This is a genomic window from Klebsiella sp. PCX (assembly GCF_021869705.1).
Taxonomy (GTDB): domain Bacteria; phylum Pseudomonadota; class Gammaproteobacteria; order Enterobacterales; family Enterobacteriaceae; genus Klebsiella; species Klebsiella quasipneumoniae.
On sequence record NZ_CP091527.1, the window covers coordinates 1,870,710 to 1,889,754 of the forward strand.

Consider the following 19,045-nt stretch of genomic DNA (forward strand, 5'->3'; position numbering starts at 1 on the left):
AGTGATGTTGCTATGTCTGTTCTGAGTCTGTCGCTCGGAAAGAAAACAGGACGCCTGCCTGAGCGCAGGCGTCCTGCATTTCCGATGGTTGCCTTAGCGCTCCTGTTTTCATTGCTGGCGCTGTTGCCGTTAGGGTTTGTGGTGGCGGTCGGATTCGATACCGGCTGGCCGACAATCAAAGCGCTGGTCTTTCGCCCGCGGGTAGGCGAACTGCTCAGCAATACCCTGTGGCTGACGGTGCTGACTGTCCCCATCAGCATTGTGCTTGGCGTGACGCTGGCCTGGCTGGCGGAACGTACCGCGCTTGCCGGGCGGCAGCTGTGGTCGGCGCTGGCGGTGGCCCCGCTGGCCATTCCGGCCTTTGTCCAGAGCTACGCCTGGATCAGCGCTGTACCCTCGCTGCATGGCCTGGGCGCTGGGGTGTTTCTCTCGGTGCTGGCCTACTATCCGTTTATCTATATGCCGGTGGCGGCCGTGCTGCGCCGACTCGATCCCACCCTTGAGGATGTCGCCGCGTCGCTGGGCACGCCGCCGTGGAAAGTGTTTTTCCGGGTGGTGCTTCCGCAGCTGCGGCTGGCCGTCTGCGGCGGTGCGCTGCTGGTGGCCCTGCATCTGCTGGCGGAATATGGTCTGTATGTGATGATCCGCTTCGATACTTTCACTACCGCCATTTACGATCAGTTCCAGTCGACCTTCAGCGGTCCGGCCGCCAATATGCTGGCGGGCGTGCTGGCTCTGTGCTGTCTGGCGATCCTGCTGCTGGAGAGCGCTTCGCGTGGTAAAGCGCGCTATGCGCGTATCGGCGCCGGGGCGGCGCGCGAGCAGAAGCGCCTGGTGCTGGGTAAAGGGGCCGCCTTCGGCGCGCAGCTGCTGTTTCTGCTGCTGGTGCTGCTGGCGATGGGGGTGCCGTTGCTGGTCCTGGGGCGCTGGCTGTGGCTGGGCGGTATCGATAACTGGCTACATGCCGATCTGTGGCATTCCCTGCGCCAGACTCTGTTGCTGGGGGCGGGCGGGGCGCTGCTGACGACGGTCTGCGCGATCCCCATCGCCTGGCTCGGCGTGCGCTATCCGCGTCCGCTGTTCCGCCTGCTGGAGGGGTGTAATTACATCACCAGCTCGCTGCCCGGCATTGTGACCGCGCTGGCGCTGGTCACCGTCACCATCCACTATGCCCGTCCGGTGTACCAGACCGAAGTGACGCTGTTTCTGGCCTATTTGTTAATGTTTATGCCGCGGGCGCTGATTAACCTGCGCGCCGGTATCGCCCAGGCGCCGGTGGAGCTGGAAAACGTCGCCCGCAGTCTCGGACGCAGCCCGGCCCGCGCCCTGTGGAGTATCACCATGCGACTTGCCGCCCCGGGGGCGGCCGCCGGCGCCGCGCTGGTGTTCCTTGGCGTCAGCAATGAGCTTACCGCCACGCTGCTGCTCTCGCCGTTAGGCACCCGCACGTTGTCGACCGGCTTCTGGGCGTTAACCAGCGAGATCGACTATGTGGCGGCGGCGCCCTACGCGCTGTTGATGATCATCATTTCGCTGCCGCTGACGGCGGTTCTCTATATGCAGTCGAAAAAAATGGCAGGGTTGTAACATGCTGGAATTGTCTTCTGTTTCGAAATCCTTCGCCGATGCGCAGGTCCTCGATAATATTCATCTTCAGGTGGCTCCGGGTAGCCGGACGGCAATTGTGGGTCCGTCGGGTTCGGGAAAAACCACGCTGCTGCGCATCCTTGCCGGTTTCGAAACGCCCGACAGCGGACGCATCGTGATGCACGGCGCGCCTCTGTTTGCCGAGGGCGTGTTTGTTCCTGCCCACCAGCGACGGATCGGCTACGTTCCGCAGGAGGGGGCGCTATTTCCTCACCTCAATGTCGCGGACAATATCGCCTGGGGGCTGGACGCCAGCCGCGAGGAAAAACGTCGCCGGGTGGGCGCACTGATGGAGATGGTCGCCCTTGACCATAGCCTGGCGCGCCACTGGCCGCATGAGATCTCCGGCGGCCAGCAGCAGCGTGTGGCCCTGGCTCGCGCCCTGGCCCAGCAGCCGGCGCTGATGCTGCTCGATGAGCCCTTTTCTGCCCTGGACACCGGGCTGCGCGCCAGCACACGCAAAGCGACCGCCGATCTGCTGGCGGAGACCGGCATCGCCTCGATTCTGGTGACTCATGACCAGACCGAAGCGCTGTCGTTCGCCACACAGGTGGCGGTGATGCGCCAGGGACGTTTCGCCCAGGTGGGTACCCCGCTGGCGGTTTACTCGCAGCCGGTGGACGAAGAGACGGCGCTGTTTCTCGGCGATGCCCTGATCCTCCCCGCACGGCTGAGCCCCGGGCGGGCCAGCTGCGTGCTGGGCGACCTGGCGACAGACGCAGCGCATCCTGCTGGTGAAGGTAAGGTGATGTTGCGTCCGGAGCAGCTGAGCGTCAGCGTGAGCGGACCACAGGAAAGTACCGCCACCATCCGCGATGTTGATTTCTCCGGCCAGCTCTCCACGCTGACGCTGTCGATGTCCGGGCACGATCGGCCGATTGTCCTGCGAACCGTAAGCCAGCCGGCGTGGCAGCCAGGCGCGACGGTGCGACTGACGGTCAGCGGCAAGGCGCGCGTGTTCAGCGGCTAATCTCTGAGCAGGCGCCGCCGGATAACGGTGGCGCCGCACGGAAAGCTAATCAACTCACGGATTTAGCCGATAGTATCCGCGCCACTGACCTCGTCGCCATGGAGTGGTAGTACGTTGGAACAATTCCGCGGGGTCAGTCTACCTCACCGCCGTTTTGTCGGCGCGTCGCTTTTTCATTCGTCCCGCTGCGCTTAACTGCTATCCTGTCCCGCGATCGGCCCTGTTGTTACCGTGAGACATCGTTATGCCTGAATGCCATACTCCTGCGAATCGCTCCATTCCGTCCGCTTTGGCGCGGGGTACGCTGCTGCCTGCGCTGCTGGTCATCGTCGCCGTCGCTGTCGGCTGTGCGCTGGTGTCGCCGCCGATCGGCACGTGGCGTGAGATCCTGGCCAACCCCGGGCTCTATATCGATTTGCTGGCGCTGCTGTTTCTGGTGTTTATGCTGTGGAGCTCAGCAAAGGTGCGGATGAGCCATATCGCCGTCAACTGGGTGCGCTATGGGCTGCTGCTGTGGATTGCTGGCGGCACGTTCGATGTGATGGATGAGATAGTGGTTCAGCCGCGCTGGATGGGTTATTACTGCGAAGATCTGCTGCGCCTCTCCGGGATGCTGCTGACCGTGGTGGGCGTCTACAAAATTATTGAGCGCATCAACCTATTGTACGTTGATGCGCGCTCGCAATCACTGAAGGACGAGCTCACTCAGTTGCCCAATCGCCGTTTTTTCATCGATACCATTCGCGAAAAGTCCGGGCATGCGCTGGGGCTCATGATTCTGGATATCGATTTTTTCAAGAAAATCAATGATACCTGGGGCCACCTGGTGGGGGATGAAGTGTTATTTTCCCTGGGGAAACAGCTGGCGAAACTGACCAGCGAGCAGGTCCTGCCGGCGCGTATTGGTGGGGAAGAGTTTGCCATTATCGTCGATGGCCTGTCGGAGCCTGAGCTGCACGTCCTGGCGCAGTCGATCCTCGACAATGCCCGCACCATCCTGATCAATCATCAGGCGCCGCTGTCGATCAGCATTGGCGTGGGAACCTGGCGGCCGGGCGAAGCGCAGGAGACGTTTATCCGCAAAGTCGACGAGGCACTGTACAAGGCCAAGCACAACGGGCGTGGGCGCGTGGAGTGGGCGTAATATTCCGACACGGCAGGTTAGGTCTGCTGCGCGCTGCGGCAGTGTCGCCGATACTCTGACGGCGAACGCTCGGTGTAGCGTTTGAAGACCCGGCAAAAATAGTTGCTGTCGACAAAGCCGCAGTTATGGGCGATCTCTTTCACCTTCAGGTCGTAGCCGCGCAGCAGCTGTTTTGCCTTTTCCAGACGCACCCGGGTCAGATATTCGTTAAATCCCACCGAGCCTGATTTCTGAAAAATATGCGAAAGATAGTTGGGCGTGATGTGAAAACGTCTGGCCACCGATTCCCGCGTCAGCGGCAGGCTAAGATTTTCCTCGAGGTAGTCCTGAACGGCGAGAAACAGATCCCGGCTGCGACTGACGCGCATTTCCAGCCCAACCAGCTGTTCGCGACAGTGACTCAGCAGCGCGGCGACCACCAACCGCGCGGTCAGCGGATCGGGCTGCAGGCTGACTTCGTTCAGGCTCAGCAACAGGTAAGAGCCCACGCGCGGTCCAAGGCGGGCAACGCTTTGCTTTTCCGTGTGCAGGCTTTTCCCGTCCCAGCGCTGAATACTGAACCCCAGCTTCTGTCGACCAAACAGAATACTCAGGGTGGTGGCCGGGCCGGTCCACTGCGGCAGCGTCCATTTTCCCGCCTGCACGTACAGCACCTGTAAAGTGGTTAACGTCGAGGCGGCCAGTGGCAGCCCCTGTTCACTGAGCTGGCCCTCCAGCACTATTTCCAGACGCGGAAACGGCACGTTGAGGGCGAGGGCAGGGACGGAGATATCCGGCTCAGGAAATCTCACCTGTAAATGATCTTTTTGACTGATTAACCGATGCAGAATATCTGGCAGATCTTCAATCATTCTTTGCCCTCAGCATGCGCATTATCCTGTTGATGGTAATCTATTTTTTATCCCCAGACAGCGTTTGTTTCGTCAATTTGCGCAGCGAATTCCCTGCCAGGCGCCGCGCATGCATCGCCGGAGAGGCGATTGTTGATGCCCATCACACTTCGGTGGCTCGCGTACGTATGTCCAGTTTTTCGTAGCGCTCGCCTCCTGTCATGCCGCGGATGGACCAGTAGAGTTTGTTTGTGTTATCGAAACGTTAAAAAGGAACGCAAAATGAACTCACCATCGGCTAGTTTTCTCGATGCGTTAGGCGCCAGTCAGGTGCTTAGTGCGCAAATGAAACATGAACTCGACACCCTCGGCTACACCGTCGTGCATAACGTCGTTGACGCCCAGTGGCTGAGCGAAATGCGCCGGCTAATTGATACCCTGGTTGAGCGTGAAGGCGACAATCTGGCGATGGAACACCATCAGGAAGCGACTGCGACGCGGATCGCCAACCTGGTGAATAAGGGGGTTATCTGGGAGAAAGTCTGGTCCCACCCGCTGATCCTCTCCGCCTGCCGCTATATCTTCAACGGTGATTTTAAAGTCTCCAGCCTTAATGCGCGTGAGGCGCTGTATAACGGCGGTCACCAGCCGCTGCACGCCGACTGGAAAAAGCCGCGCCCGGATTTTCCCAAAGTCCACCTGGTGAATACCATCTGGGCAATAGACGATTTAAGCGCCGCTAACGGCGCGCCGCGGATTATCCCTGGAACCCACCTGCGGCCGGAGTTGCCGGAAGAAGTCTTGGACGACCCGGAACAGGCCCACCCAGACGAGATTGTGTTTGCTGCGCCGGCCGGCAGCGTGATGATCTACAACGCCCACGCCTGGCACGGCGGTACCCGTAATCGTGAGGGTAGCCGACGACGCGTGCTGCATGGGTTATATATCGATCGCGCGGATACGCCGCAGCAGGACCAGCGGCGCTGGCTGACGCCGGAAACGGCAAGCCGCCTGACGCCAGCGCAAAAGTGGCTGCTGGATGTAGAGTAAGACTCGTCGCCGGTCAGGGAAGTTCTACATAGACGACCGGCTTTTTCATGATGCTTTTCACGGCCTCGACGATCTGCTGCGGCTGCAGCAGGAAGCTCTTGATGCTGGTTTTAATCGTCCGCAGGCCGCTAAAGCGCTGGGCGTCGTCAATTTCGATATCCGTCACCAGCAGCACCACTTCGGCGCGGGCGATATCTTCTGCGGTAATGCGATTTTCAACGCCGAGCGCGCCCTGGGTTTCCACCTTCAGGTGCCATTTTTCATGATGACCGACCTTTTCCAGTCGTTCGGCAGCCATATAGGTGTGCGCCACCCCGCTGACGCAGGCGGTGACGGCGACAATATTGAAGTCCATAACATCCTCCTGGCGTTAACCGCCGATAGTGACGTGGAATCCGGCCGCTTCGGCCATTATCCGATAAGGTTGAATGTCCGCTTCGCCAGGCGCTTTCACGCTGGCCAGCGTCCAGGGTTTGCCCAGCAGACGGTATTTTGGCTCGCCATATTGATGAAACGGCAACAGGTGCATTTCTTTTAGCGCGAACGGCGCGAGAAACGCCAGTATCTGGCGAAAATTATCCACGCTCATGGTGTAACCCGGGATCAGCGGCACCCGCGGGATCAGATTGATGTTTCTTGTCGCCAGCTGGCGAAAATTGTCCAGTACCCGCGGCTGATTCATTCGCAGCAGCGACCGCGCCAGCTCAGGATCCATGATTTTAAAATCAAACAGCACTTCGTCGCTGGATTCAGCCACCGGCAGCAAACGGTCAAAGGCGCCGTCGCCGGCGGTCTCGATGGCGGTGCGGATCCCCCACTGGCGCAGGCGCTGAAGAAAACGGGCGGCAAACCCGGCCTGCATGAGCACCTCCCCGCCGGAGAGGGTGACACCGCCGCCGGAGGCGCGGAAGAAGACTTCATCTTTGAGCACCTCCTGAAGGAGGTTCTCCAGCGTCACGTCGCGACCGATCTGCTCCCATGCCCCGGAGGGACACTCGGCGACGTCCTGCAGACAGCGGGCGCAGCCCAGACATTTGCTCTGCCGGCGCAGGGTCTGGATCTTCGGCGACATTGACTCCGGGTTGGCGCACCACGGGCAGGTGTGGGGGCAGCCTTTGAAAAAGACCACCGTGCGGATCCCCTGGCCATCGTTGAGCGAGTAGCGCTGCAGGTTAAAAATACGCGCCCGATCGGCGCGCGTCTCCATCACCTCACAGCTGATGCGCGGTGCGGCGGATGATGTCATCCTGAATCTCCTTCGACAGCTCAACAAAGAAGGCGCTGTAGCCCGCGACGCGCACCACCAGGCCGGCAAAGTCCTGCGGCCGCTGCTGCGCTTCACGCAGGGTGTCGGCATTGACCACGTTAAACTGAATATGCTGCAGCTTGAGCTTGCAGAAAGCCTGTAAAAAGTCTGCCAGCTTGTTCAGCCCGCCGTCGCCGGCCAGCGTTGCCGGGGTGAATTTGACGTTAAGCAGCGTACCGTTCGACAGCAGATAGTTATCCAGCTTGCTGACCGATTTCAGCACCGCCGTCGGCCCCTGAGCATCCTGACCGACCATCGGCGACAGGCCGCCGTCCGCCAGTTGTTCGCCGGCCAGCCGCCCGTCCGGGGTAGCCCCCACTACCGAGCCCAGCGGCACATGCGCCGAGACGGTATAGGAGCCGGGAGTAAAATGGCCGCCGCGCGGGTTCAGGTACTGCTCCACCTCTTTGCAGTAAAAGCGCAGCAGATCGGCGCTAATATTATCGACTTCGTCGATGTCGTTACCGTACTTCTCAAAACGGTTAATCAACCGGGCGCGGATCTTTTCTCCCTCCGGCGTGCGGAAGTTGGCTTTCAGGACCGCCATCAGTTGGTCAAAACTGAGACGCTGCTGATCGAAAACCATCCCCTTCAGGGCGTGCAGTGAATCGCTCAGGTTGGCGATCCCGATGCCCTGGACGCCGGAAAAGTTATAGCGCGCGCCGCCGGCGGTGATATCTTTGCCGTGCCGGACGCAATCTTCAATGAACGAGGAGAGCAGGGGGACCGGCGCCCAGTCGCGATGGCCGATATCGCAGATATTGCTGCCCTCGACCATCAGCTTGATGTAATAACGAATTTTGTCACGGATCTGACTGATAAGTCCTTCCCAGCTGACCTCCGGTTGCCCTTCATTTTCCTGCAGGACCAGTTCCATAACCTTCAGCAAGTTGAACATGGCGATATCATGCAGGCCGTAGGTGCGGCCAGGGATCGACAACTCGACGCAGCCGACCACCGCGTAGTCGCGGGCGTCTTCCAGCGACACGCCGCGATTGAGGAAGGCGGGGACCACCACCTCGTCGTTGAAAATCTGTGGAATGCCGGTGCCCAGGCGGATGGTTTCAGCGGTTTTACGCAGGAACGGGCGGTCAATCAGCTCGTTGACCCGCACGCCAAGATTCGGCTGCGGCAATTGCACGTTCTGATAGGCATCGAGGCATAAAAACGACAGCGCGTTGACCGCGCTGCGTCCGGTTTCCGTCAGTCCGCCGAGCAGAGCTGTGTAGCCGGTGGGAAAACCAGCGAAATAGCGCGCGCTGCTCGAGGAGCGCAGCAGCACGATATCGTTGCATTTCACCCACAGCGACTCCAGGAGCTCCCTGAGATACGCCGGATCCTGACCCTGATTCAGCGACGCCTGATAAAACGGCAGCATATACTGATCAAAACGCCCAAGTGAAATTGAGCTGGCGTTGGATTCGTACTGCAGAATGATGTTCATAAACCAGAACAGCTGGCAGGCCTGGGGGAAGTCCGTTGGCCGGTGCTCCGCGTTGTGGCGCGAAATAGCGGCGATGGTTAACAGCTCCTGCTGACGCTGCGGGTCCTGACAGTGCCCAGCCATCTCCTCGGCCAGCGCGGCGTAGCGCAGAATATGGCGCCGGGAGGCTTCCAGCAGGATCAGCACCGCCTGATAAAAGTGGTTCCCGGGTTGCTGCTCGCAGTGGGCTTTTAGCTCCGCCACCAGCGCCCCGAGGCCATGATTGAGCAGACGCGGATAGTCGATGATGATATGGCCCTGGCCCTTATCGGTCTGGTTCACGCTGAATATCTGGGTGCTGACGGCGGCCTTGACCTCGTCGGTCATCTGGCCGTTGATAAAATCCTTCATTGAGCGCTTTTCCCAGTAGGGGAACAGCGTTTCGCGGTATATTTGCTTATCTTCTTCGCTTATCGCGAAGCGGTCCTGCGGCCGGGTCGGAAAGGCGTCGAGTTCGTTGAGCAGCCAGTAGGGATCCATCTCCGGCGACATAATGCCTGCCCGCGGTTTGATGGTCCGGTTGCCGGCAATCAGTTCATCATCACGAATCGAAATGTCTACCTTATCGAGGATCCAGGCGGTGGCCTTCGCCCGGCGAATAATCACCGGTTCGCCCTCCGTTTGCTGATGACTGGCGGTATACAGCAGAGCGCGCTCCAGGGAGATTTCGCGCGGCTGGGCGAACAGGCTGGCTTTCAGGCGTTGAGTACGATTCGTCATGACAAACTCCATGTGGTGGCGAAGGGCGCGAGGGCGCCCCTTGTAAGGCTTCAGGTACGCTGAGAAAGATGGCTGTCTATCTTGTTCATGATGGCGTCGGCGCGCTTGACCGCATCGCTGATATTGACGCGCACGATAGTTTTCCCGGCAAAACGCTCTTCGAATTTGATACCGATATCTTTGGTCAGGATGACCATATCGGCGGCGGCGATCTCTTCGGCGGTCAGTTCGTTTTCAATGCCGATTGAGCCCTGGGTTTCGACTTTAACCTGCCAGCCTTTGGCTTTGGCGGCGCTTTCCAGCGACTCGGCGGCCATGTAGGTGTGAGCCACGCCCGACGGGCAGGCGGTGACAGCGATAATGTGGGTCATAATCTGTTCCTTCCAGTCTGTTAGTTAATTTCGAAATCAAGATCTAATTCGTCGTCGGCTTTAGCGTCAGACGATTTCTTTTTAGCCAGCGCTTTCAGCACAATGACGCAGGCGGCGCTGACGCAGGCACCGACCAACAGCGCGGCGATAAAGCCAAGTTTGCCCTGGACCACCGGCAGCACGATGAGCCCGCCCCAGCCGGCGTAACACTGGGCCCCCAACAGCGCCGCGGTGACGCAGCCGCTGGCAGCGCCAATCATATTGGCCGGAATAACGCGCAGCGGGTCGGCAGCGGCAAAGGGAATCGCCCCTTCAGTGACCCCGACGCAGCCCATCACCAGCGCCGCTTTGCCGGTTTCCCGCTCTTCGGCGGTGAAATATTTACGGCCGATCAGCGTCGCCAACCCCATCCCCAGCGGCGGCACGGCGATGCCGACGGCGGCGATAGCCACCACGCTGTAGATCCCCTGCGAGACGCAGATCAACATGAAGGCGTAGGCCACTTTGTTCACCGGGCCGCCCATATCAAAGGCCAGCATCAGGCCCATAATGATGGCCAGCACCACGATGCTGCCTTCACGCATACCCTGCAGCCAGCCGGTCAGGTTAGCGGTTAGCGCGCCCACCGGTTCGCCGAGCCCCCACATCATGATCCCGGCGGTAATAAAGGTGCCGATGATGGGAATAATGAAAATCGGCATCACCGAGCGCAGCACCTTGTGGACCGGTATTTTTTTCAGGTAGTAGACCACCAGGCCGCCGATCATGCCGGCGATCAGCGCGCCGAAGAAGCCGGCGCCGAAGCTGTTGCCCACCCAGGCGCCGATGGCGCAGGGCGCCAGCGCGGCGCGGTCGGCGATGGAGTACCCGATGTAGGCGGCGAGAAAAGGGACCATCAGCGTCAGCCCGGCGACGCCGATGTCAAACAGCTTCTTCAGGTTGGGATCGGTGGCGGCATCGGGAACTGCGCCTTTGCCATACAACATGACGGACACCGCCAGCAGGATCCCACCGGAGACCACAAAGGGGATCATGTGTGACACGCCGGTCATCAGATGCTGGCGGGTATTTTTTAGTATTTGCACCAGTTCGTTCATTGTTTGCTCCTGAGCGCTGTAGGGCCCGTGACAGTATTGATGGCTCAACATTAGAAAAAGGGCGCCGCATAAAACAGTAGAGAAAAAGTGCATTTACTGGACATTTGTAATGTTAGAAAGGAATTGCGATCCACCTCAAATCTTAATGATGGCAGGAAGGATGAGCGCTAAATGGATGGAATTGTGATGGCGGGCATAAAAAAGTATCGTGTGTACAATAGTCCAGTAATTGCCAGTTTTATCACCTAGTCCCCGGCCCCTTCATTCATTACCTTTTGGGTAAATAATGGATTGCTCAGGAGGAAGGCGATGGCTCTGGTCATTGAGTTTACATGTGATTTGCCAAACGGCGTGCATGCGCGTCCGGCCAGTCTGGTCGAAACGCTGTGTAACCGTTTTTCATCGGCGATTGAGTGGCGCAATCTGCGCCGCGAGACCAGCGGAAATGCCAAGAGCGCGCTGGCGATCATCGGCAGCAATACCCTGAAGGGCGACGCCTGCCAGCTGGTCATTCACGGCGAAGATGAAGCTGAGGCATTCGCCGCGTTAACGGCCTTTATGCGCGATGAGTTTCCTCACTGTGACGCGCCGCTGCCCGCTGCGCATACGCTGGAGATCCAGCCGGTGCCAGAGTCGCTTTCACGGCTGAACCCGACGCTGTTTCATGCCCATCCGGTGTGCGCCGGCAGCGCGGGGGGCAGGCTAATACACCTGAAATCCCGCGATCTGCATGCGCTGGGGGAACTGCCGGGCGCCGTCGCTCCCGAACAGGAGCAGGCGGCGCTGGATAATGGCCTGCGCCTGCTGGTAAAAGACATTGAGCTGCGGCTGCTGGACAATGACGGTACCGCCAGCGCAATCCTCGATGCCCACCGCTCGCTGGCGACGGATGCCTCGCTGCGCCAGCACCTGCTCGACGGCATTCTTACCGGCCTCAGCTGCGCGCAGGCGATTGTCGCCACCAGCGACCACTTCTGCGCACGGTTCCGCGACTCCGGCAACACTTATCTACAGGAGCGGGTGCTCGATGTGCGCGATGTCTGCTTCCAGCTGTTGCAACATATCTATGGCGAAGCCCGCTTTCCGCCCCCGGGCCAGCTGCGGGAGGCCACCATTTGCCTTGCCGACGAGCTGACCCCCAGCCAGTTTCTCGAACTGGATAAAGCGCATCTCAAAGGGCTGCTGCTGCGCGGCGGCGGCACCACGTCGCACACCGTGATCCTCGCCCGCTCGTTCAATATTCCGACCCTGGTGGGGGTTGACCTCGACGCACTGTTGCCGTGGGAGGGTACCCAGGTGCAGATCGACGGCACCGCCGGACTGCTGGTGGTGGATCCGAGTCCGGCGGTGGCGCGCTACTATCAGCAGGAGGCGTGGGTTCAGGCGCAGATCCAGCAACAGCAGCAGGTATGGCTGGATAAGCCAGGGCAGACGGAAGACGGTATCCGCGTCGAGATCGCGGCGAACATCGCCCATTCGGTAGAGGCGGTGGCGGCATTCAACAATGGCGCGCAGTCGGTTGGCCTGTTCCGCACAGAGATGCTGTATATGGACCGGCCCGGCGCGCCATCGGAAGATGAGCTTTACAACATCTTCTGTCAGGCGCTGGAGCCTGCCGCCGGGCGCAGCATTATTGTGCGGACTATGGATATCGGCGGTGATAAGCCGGTGGCCTATCTCAACATTCCTGCGGAAAATAACCCCTTCCTCGGCTACCGCGCGGTGCGCATCTATGAAGAGTACCAGGCGCTGTTTCATACTCAGCTGCGGGCGATTCTACGTGCCTCGGCGCACGGCGCGCTGAAGATCATGATCCCGATGATTTCCTCCATGGAAGAGATCCTGTGGGTGAAAGAGCGGCTGGCGGAGGCCAAACAGTCGCTGCGCGTTGAACAGATCCCGTTTGATGAAAAAATCCCGCTGGGCATCATGCTGGAGGTGCCGTCGGTGATGTTCATCATCGATCAGTGCTGCGAAGAGGTGGACTTCTTTAGCATCGGCAGCAATGACTTAACGCAGTATCTGCTGGCGGTCGACCGCGATAACGCGAAAGTGACGCGCCATTACAACAGTCTCAACCCGGCCTTCCTGCGTGCGCTGGACTATGCCGTGCAGGCGGCGCACCGGCAGGGGAAATGGATCGGCTTGTGCGGCGAGCTGGGGGCCAAAGGTTCGGTGCTGCCGCTGCTGGTCGGTCTCGGTCTGGATGAACTGAGTATGAGCGCGCCGGCGATCCCGGCGACCAAAGCACGTCTGGCGCAGCTGGACAGCCGCGCCTGCCGTCAGCTGCTGAATCAGGCGATGCAGTGCCGTACCTCGCTGGAGGTGGAGCATCTGCTGGCCCAGTTCCGTATGCGCCAGCAGGAGGTGCCGCTGGTGAGCGCCGAGTGCATTACGCTCAACAGCGACTGGCGTAGTAAGGAAGAAGTGCTGAAGGGGATGACGGATAACCTGCTGCTGGCCGGTCGCTGCCGCTACCCACGCAAGCTGGAGGCTGACCTGTGGGCCCGTGAGGCGGTGTTCTCCACCGGGCTTGGCTTTAGCTTCGCCATACCGCACAGTAAATCCGAGCATATTGAGCAGTCGACCATCAGCGTCGCCCGGCTGGCGCAGCCGGTGATGTGGGGCGATGAAGAGGCGCAGTTTGTGATTATGCTGACGCTAAACAAGCACTCGGCGGGCGACCAGCATATGCGCATCTTCTCGCGGCTGGCGCGGCGCATTATGCACGCGGAGTTCCGTCAAGCTCTGGTATCCGCAGAGAGCAGCGAGGATATTGCCGACCTGCTGCGCCGCGAGCTGGAGCTATGATCGGTTTTCCGGCCAGCGGCGCTGGCCGGAGAGCGAGCTATAAATCCAGCACTAACCGGCCGCCTTTGGCGCGCGAGCAGCAGATCAGCATACTCTGTTGGCTGGCTTTCTCTTCCTCGCTGTAATACTGATCGCGGTGGTCCGCTTCCCCTTCCAGAATCATCGTTTCGCAGGTGCCGCAGACCCCTTCGCGGCACAGACATTCCACCTTCGCCGCTTTGTTATTCTCAATAACCTGCAAAATGGTCATGTCCTGCGGTACGGTAAATTCGCGGCCGGAACGCGCCAGCACCAGGGTAAACGCCTCTCCGCCTTTATCCTCAACGATAAACTGCTCAAAGTGCAGCTGACTGGCGGGCACCTGATGGCGTTCGGCGGCGGCTTTCACCGCCTCGTTAAGCGCCGCCGGGCCGCAGGTATACACGTGGGTTCCGGGCTCGAGGTCGGCGAACAGGCGCGGCAGGTCGAGACGGCTGCCGAGCGCTGATACATGAATATTGACCCGATCGCGCCACGGCGCGGCGCTGAGCGCATCGACGAAAGCATTATTGTCGGCGTCGTGGAAACAGTAGTGCAGCTGCCAGTCGGCCTGCTGTTGTTCCAGTTCCGGAATATGCGACAAGAATGGCGTAATGCCGATACCGCCGGCGATCAGCAGATGTTTTCGCGCCTGTGGTTCGATGGCGAACAGGTTGTTGGGCGTGGACACCGTCAGGGTATCGCCCGGGCGCACCTGCTGGTGCATAAAGCGCGAGCCGCCTTTGGAAGGCGACTCAAGACGCACCGCAATCTGCCAGCTGGTGGTATCCAGCGGCGAGCTCATCAGCGAATAAGCATTGCTGTAGCGCTGCTCGCCATCCTGCATCTGGACGATAATATGGCTACCGCCGCTGAATCCCGGCAGCGGGGCGCCGGTCAACGACACCAGCGTAAAACGCTTCACCTGGGCGGTGATCTGTTCAACATCGCGAACGATCGTCTCAAACATTTGATAATCAGACATCGCTGAACTCCATCAAAAATCCCGGCGTGGCCAGAGCCGCCGCCGGGAGAATACATTTATAACCCCTGGCAGAGATACTTCATCTCCAGGTAATCTTCGATTCCGTGTTCCGAGCCTTCGCGGCCAAGACCCGACTGTTTCACCCCGCCAAATGGCGCGACTTCGTTGGAAATCAGTCCGGTATTGATGCCGACCATGCCGTATTCCAGCTGCTCGGAGACGCGCCAGATACGGGCGGCATCGTTGCTGTAAAAATAGGAGGCGAGACCGTAGATGGTGTTATTCGCTTGCTCGATGACCTGCTGCTCATCGTCAAATTTCACCAGCGCCGCCACCGGGCCGAAAATCTCTTCCTGCAGCAGCAGTGACCCCGGTTGTACGTCGCCGATCACCGTAGGGGTGAAAAAATTACCGCCCAGTGGGTGCGCTTTACCGCCGGTTAACAGCGTGGCGCCGCGGCTCAGGGCGTCGTCGAGCAGGGACTGGACTTTGCGCCCGGCGTCGGCGTTGATCAGCGGGCCAATCTGGACATCGGACTCGCTGCCATCGCCCACTTTCAGGGCGGCGACGCGGGCGACGAATTTATCGCAGAATTGGTCGTAGACGGCGCGATGAATATAGAAGCGATTGACGCAGACGCAGGTTTGCCCGGCGTTGCGGAACTTGGCGATCAGCGCTCCCTCGACCGCTTTATCGATATCGGCGTCATCAAAGACGATAAACGGCGCGTTACCCCCGAGCTCTAATGAGAGCTTTTTGATGGATTCCGCGCACTGGCGCATCAGCACGCGGCCAACTTCGGTCGAGCCGGTAAAGGAGAGCTTACGCACCCGTTCATCGCCGGTGAACACCGCGCCAATCTCACGCGACTGTCCGGTGACAACGTTAATAACGCCCTGCGGGATCCCGGCCTGATTCGCCAGTTCCGCCATCGCCAGCGCGGTAAACGGCGTTTCGTTGGCGGGCTTTATCACCATCGTACAACCCGCGGCCAGCGCCGGGCCGGCCTTACGGGTGATCATCGCCGCCGGGAAGTTCCACGGGGTGATCGCCGCGCAGACCCCCACTCCCTGGCGGATCACCATCAGGCGTTTATCGGCGCCGGGGGAGGGGATTATCTCGCCGTTGGCACGTTTCCCTTGTTCGGCAAACCACTCGATAAATGAGGCGGCATAGGCGATTTCGCCTTCCGCTTCCGCCAGCGGCTTGCCCTGCTCGGCGGTCATTATCTGCGCCAGCGCGGTCTTGTTTTCGAGGATCAGGCGGTGCCAGTTCTTCAATAACGCGGCGCGCTGGGCGGCGGTAAGCGCGCGCCATGCCGGCAGCGCGGCAGCGGCAGCATCCACCGCCTGCTGCGCTTCCGCCCGACCCATATTGGGGATCTGGCCGAGCGTCGCGCCGGTGGAAGGGTTGCTGACGGCAAGCGTCGTGCCGTCGGCGGCGTCGCGCCAGCTTCCGGCAATCAGCGCCTGCTGGCGAAACAGATCTGAGTGAAACACGGACATAGCCAACTCCTTCAACGATTACGGCTGGAACACCTGGGCCACCAGATTGTGGAAATGCGCGATACCGTGCTCGGAGATACCGCTGCCGCTGTTATCCGCCATAATGCGCCCCTGGCCGCGATAGCCGCGGGACTTCAGCCCCTTCTGCACGCTTTCCACCAGGCGTAAATCTTCCGGGCGGAACACGTCGCGATACCACTCAATCAGCGCTTTCTGATCGTCAGTCAGCTCTTCGTTGGTGAAATAGATGTCGTAATTCTGCAGAGTGGTCTCTTCATCCACCGGGAATTCATAGATCACGGTCATCATGCCCTTGATCGGCGTCACGTTGAACATGGTGCACGGCCACAGCCAGAAACCGTGGAACGCGGCGTCGGTACCTTCTTCGAATTTAAACGACTGCTCGGACGGCTTGGCGAAGCCATACTGCAGCGTCCATTTGCCGTGCATGGTGTGCCAGTAACGGTCAACCTGTACGGAATCCGAGAAGCCCGGGTGCGCCGGGCCGCAGTGGTAACATTCCAGATAGTTATCGACGATATTTTTCCAGTTCGCCGGGGTGAGAGTGGTAAAGCGCGCCGCCAGTTTCAGATCATGCACGTCCGGGCAGGCTTCCAACACTTTGTCCTGCAGGCCCGGCAGCTGCGTTTCCACGCTCTCTGCTTGCGGGTTCATATTGATAAACACAAAGCCGGCATACTCTTCCAGGCGAACCGGCACCAGCTGCGCCTTTTCGCTATCGAAATTCGCCACGTTTTCGCAGTTGCGGGCGTGGGCGAGATTGCCGTCAAGCTTGAAGGCCCAGGCGTGATAGGGGCAGGTAATCACGTTTTTGGCTTTACCTTCACCGCTCAGCAGCTGGTGGCCGCGGTGCGGGCAGACGTTATAGAAAGCGCGCAGAATGTTGTCGCGGCCGCGGACGATAACGATATTTTCGCCAATGATCTCCCGGGTGATGTAGTCGTTCGGCCGGGCGACCTCGCTGCCGTGGGCGACGCAAATCCAGCTATTGGCGAAGATGCGCTCTTTCTCGTGTTCAAACGCCTGGCTGTCGGTATAAAAACGGGCCGGAATGGTCCAGGCATCCTGCGGATTGGCGCAAAAGTTAATCGGCAGAGTAAAGTCAGGGCTCAAATTGCTCATGTAAGGTCACCTTGTGATTATTGTCAGTAAGAGGTTTTACAGCGACTGGCCGTCGCCTTTGAGTACCGTGCCAACCGGTAGCGTCTCGGCTTTAATCATTGGCTCGGGCGTATGGGTTTCTATCTGATTGGCCGGCACGTGGGCGTAGTCCTGTTTTAGCCAGCGCACGAAGCCGCCGGTTTTAATCAGTAAAATGGCCAGGAATGGTAGGGCGGTCAGCACCACGGTGGTTTTCATGGTCTCAAGCGAAGCGCCGGTAAACAGAATCGATAGCGGGATGAGGGTAATTACCACGCACCAGAACAGGCGCATGCCGCGATCCGGATCGTCGCCTTCGCGCAGGTTGCGGGTGCTGGTCGCCGCCATGGTGTAGGCCACCGCATCCATATGCGAGGCGAGGAAAACAATCATCACGAACAGATAGGCGGCGAGGAACAGCTTACCTGCCGGCAGCGACATCAGGACCTGCTGGACGGCGGTTTCGCCGCCAAGAGTCTGCATCACCTGCGGTACGTTAATCACGCCGTTAACGAACTGGTGCATGGCGTAGCTTTCCATCACCCCAAAGAAGAACCAGCAGCCGGCGGTGCTACCAAGGAGCAGTCCCCATATCACCTCTTTGATTTTGCGCCCGCGGGAGACGCGGGTGACGAACATCGCCACGCCCGGGGTATAGGAGATCCACCACAGCCAGTAGAAGACGGTCCAGTTGCGGGTAAAGGCGCCGTCGCCGAGGGGATCGGTAAACAGGCTCATCTGCAGGAAGTTCTGAGTCGTCAGGCCGACGGCGTTAATGATGTTATTGGTGATGAATTCGGTTGGGCCAACCAGTAATACCACCAACGGCAGCAGAAATGCCCCCCAGCCGACCATTTTGCTCAGGCGCTGCAGGCCGTTGTTGATGCCAATCCACGAACTCATGCAGAAAATACCGCCGGAGAGCAGGATCACAAACGCCTGCACGGTGAAGTTATCCGGCAGCCCGGTCAGCGCTGACAGGCCGCGGGTGAAGGTGGCGGCAGTGACCACCAGCGAAATGGTTAACGCGCCGACGGTAGCGATCAGGAACATCAGATCGACCAGACGGCCCCAGAAGCCCTGCGGACTCACTCCGGTGATCGCTGAAATGATCCCGGAGAGGCTGAGGCCTTTATTTTTCCGCACGTGGAAGTGATAGGCCATGATCAGCGAGGCGAGAGTGTAGGTCGCCCAGGCGCTAACCCCCCAGTGGAAGAAAGAATAAGGGATGCTGTATTCCAGCGCTTTCGGCGATTGCGGGGCAATGTTCAGGCCCGGGGTCTGGTAGTAATAAGCCCATTCGGCGACGCCCCAGTACAGCGTGGAGGAGCCGAGCCCGGCGCAGATAAACATAAACAGCCATGAGAGGGTACTGTATTCGACTTTACCTTCGCCGAGACGGATATTGCCGTATTTGCTGGTCGCCAGATAGAGCACCAGTCCCAGCGCCAGCAGCACCAGTACCTGTACCGTGGAACCCAGCAGGCGGGTCACGCCGTTAAAAATCGAATCAGCCGCCTGCGCGGTTTGCTGCGGGAAGAGACTTAATGTAGCGGCGATGAAAACAATGGCCGCCAGGCTGATGGCAATCAGCGGCACATCTTTTTTCTTTACGTTGCTCAACATGGGTGATCTCCTGGGCATGATTGCCCGTCGGTGGCTTTAGCCTGTCGTTGTTATCACGCTGTAGGGTCAAGGTTCGTAGCAAAAGCTATTAACAATCGGATTATTTCTTCGTTACATGAATTAAACAATTGGCCGTTTCGTGAAGCAATAAAACACGGAACGGAAATAATAAAAGGTGAATTGGCGCAGGTTCTGTCTTTTCAGGAATTAATAAAGTTTGCCGCTGTGATGCGGTCCACTTGTCAATCGTGGGGGATTCTGCATAGCGAAAAGAGAGGGAAGTTGGCGCAGGTCTTCCCGGGTAGCGGCTGCGCCTTACCC

At 59.5% G+C, this 19,045-nt stretch carries 15 protein-coding genes; 5 read left to right on the forward strand and 10 right to left on the reverse strand.

Annotation, left to right across the window (positions count from 1 at the left end):
* Window positions 1–12: 12 nt before the first annotated feature.
* The 3 genes from GQR96_RS08690 to GQR96_RS08700 all read left to right on the forward strand — a co-directional run bounded on the left by GQR96_RS08690 (window position 13) and on the right by GQR96_RS08700 (window position 3,761).
* Window positions 13–1,587: an ABC transporter permease gene (locus tag GQR96_RS08690; RefSeq protein ID WP_065904888.1), complete on the forward strand. Its 1,575-nt coding sequence runs from the start codon at window positions 13–15 to the stop codon at window positions 1,585–1,587.
* 1 nt (window position 1,588) lies between these two features.
* Complete coding sequence (locus GQR96_RS08695) at window positions 1,589–2,617, forward strand: ABC transporter ATP-binding protein (RefSeq protein WP_064150358.1); 1,029 nt, start codon at window positions 1,589–1,591, stop codon at window positions 2,615–2,617.
* A 244-nt stretch (window positions 2,618–2,861) separates the two neighbouring features.
* Window positions 2,862–3,761 carry a GGDEF domain-containing protein gene (locus GQR96_RS08700; RefSeq protein WP_049092229.1) on the forward strand — a complete coding sequence of 300 codons (900 nt, stop codon included), beginning with the start codon at window positions 2,862–2,864 and terminating at the stop codon, window positions 3,759–3,761.
* Window positions 3,762–3,778: 17 nt separating this feature from the next.
* Here GQR96_RS08700 and GQR96_RS08705 read toward each other — a convergent pair whose 3' ends face one another.
* Complete coding sequence (locus GQR96_RS08705) at window positions 3,779–4,612, reverse strand: helix-turn-helix transcriptional regulator (protein WP_023317878.1); 834 nt, start codon at window positions 4,610–4,612, stop codon at window positions 3,779–3,781.
* Window positions 4,613–4,873: 261 nt separating this feature from the next.
* On the opposite strand from GQR96_RS08705, the gene GQR96_RS08710 reads away from it, so the two are divergent.
* Window positions 4,874–5,641 (forward strand): phytanoyl-CoA dioxygenase family protein, encoded by a 768-nt coding sequence (locus GQR96_RS08710; protein ID WP_064150356.1) that lies wholly within the window; start codon window positions 4,874–4,876, stop codon window positions 5,639–5,641.
* A 13-nt stretch (window positions 5,642–5,654) separates the two neighbouring features.
* Here GQR96_RS08710 and GQR96_RS08715 read toward each other — a convergent pair whose 3' ends face one another.
* The 5 genes from GQR96_RS08715 to GQR96_RS08735 are packed head-to-tail and all read right to left on the reverse strand — an operon-like array spanning window position 5,655 to window position 10,618.
* A complete protein-coding gene (locus GQR96_RS08715) occupies window positions 5,655–5,996 on the reverse strand; it encodes a PTS fructose-like transporter subunit IIB (RefSeq protein ID WP_004201460.1) in 342 nt (113 codons plus the stop codon).
* 15 nt (window positions 5,997–6,011) lie between these two features.
* Complete coding sequence (locus GQR96_RS08720) at window positions 6,012–6,887, reverse strand: [formate-C-acetyltransferase]-activating enzyme (protein ID WP_004201461.1); 876 nt, start codon at window positions 6,885–6,887, stop codon at window positions 6,012–6,014.
* On the reverse strand, window positions 6,853–9,150 hold the full coding sequence (locus tag GQR96_RS08725; protein WP_048323621.1) for a formate C-acetyltransferase: 2,298 nt from the start codon (window positions 9,148–9,150) through the stop codon (window positions 6,853–6,855). The genes GQR96_RS08720 and GQR96_RS08725 overlap by 35 nt, the downstream gene beginning before the upstream one ends.
* A 50-nt stretch (window positions 9,151–9,200) precedes the next feature.
* Window positions 9,201–9,521 carry a PTS fructose-like transporter subunit IIB gene (locus tag GQR96_RS08730; RefSeq protein WP_004201463.1) on the reverse strand — a complete coding sequence of 107 codons (321 nt, stop codon included), beginning with the start codon at window positions 9,519–9,521 and terminating at the stop codon, window positions 9,201–9,203.
* A gap of 20 nt (window positions 9,522–9,541) precedes the next feature.
* Window positions 9,542–10,618, reverse strand: a complete 1,077-nt coding sequence (locus GQR96_RS08735) for a PTS fructose transporter subunit EIIC (protein ID WP_004201464.1) — start codon at window positions 10,616–10,618, stop codon at window positions 9,542–9,544.
* A gap of 309 nt (window positions 10,619–10,927) precedes the next feature.
* On the opposite strand from GQR96_RS08735, the gene ptsP reads away from it, so the two are divergent.
* Entirely contained in the window at window positions 10,928–13,429 is a 2,502-nt protein-coding gene (ptsP, locus tag GQR96_RS08740) for a phosphoenolpyruvate--protein phosphotransferase (RefSeq protein WP_004201465.1), read from the forward strand.
* 37 nt (window positions 13,430–13,466) lie between these two features.
* On the opposite strand, the gene GQR96_RS08745 is transcribed toward ptsP, so the two are convergent.
* The 4 genes from GQR96_RS08745 to GQR96_RS08760 are packed head-to-tail and all read right to left on the reverse strand — an operon-like array spanning window position 13,467 to window position 18,724.
* The gene (locus GQR96_RS08745) at window positions 13,467–14,432 is read right to left on the reverse strand and encodes a PDR/VanB family oxidoreductase (protein ID WP_049116023.1); all 966 of its coding nucleotides are present in this window, start codon (window positions 14,430–14,432) and stop codon (window positions 13,467–13,469) included.
* A 56-nt stretch (window positions 14,433–14,488) separates the two neighbouring features.
* Window positions 14,489–15,937, reverse strand: a complete 1,449-nt coding sequence (locus tag GQR96_RS08750; protein WP_004201467.1) for an NAD-dependent succinate-semialdehyde dehydrogenase — start codon at window positions 15,935–15,937, stop codon at window positions 14,489–14,491.
* Between the two features lie 18 nt (window positions 15,938–15,955).
* Window positions 15,956–17,080: a carnitine monooxygenase, oxygenase subunit YeaW gene (gene yeaW, locus GQR96_RS08755; protein WP_004201468.1), complete on the reverse strand. Its 1,125-nt coding sequence runs from the start codon at window positions 17,078–17,080 to the stop codon at window positions 15,956–15,958.
* Window positions 17,081–17,116: 36 nt separating this feature from the next.
* The gene (locus GQR96_RS08760; RefSeq protein ID WP_064794432.1) at window positions 17,117–18,724 is read right to left on the reverse strand and encodes a BCCT family transporter; all 1,608 of its coding nucleotides are present in this window, start codon (window positions 18,722–18,724) and stop codon (window positions 17,117–17,119) included.
* Window positions 18,725–19,045: the final 321 nt, after the last annotated feature.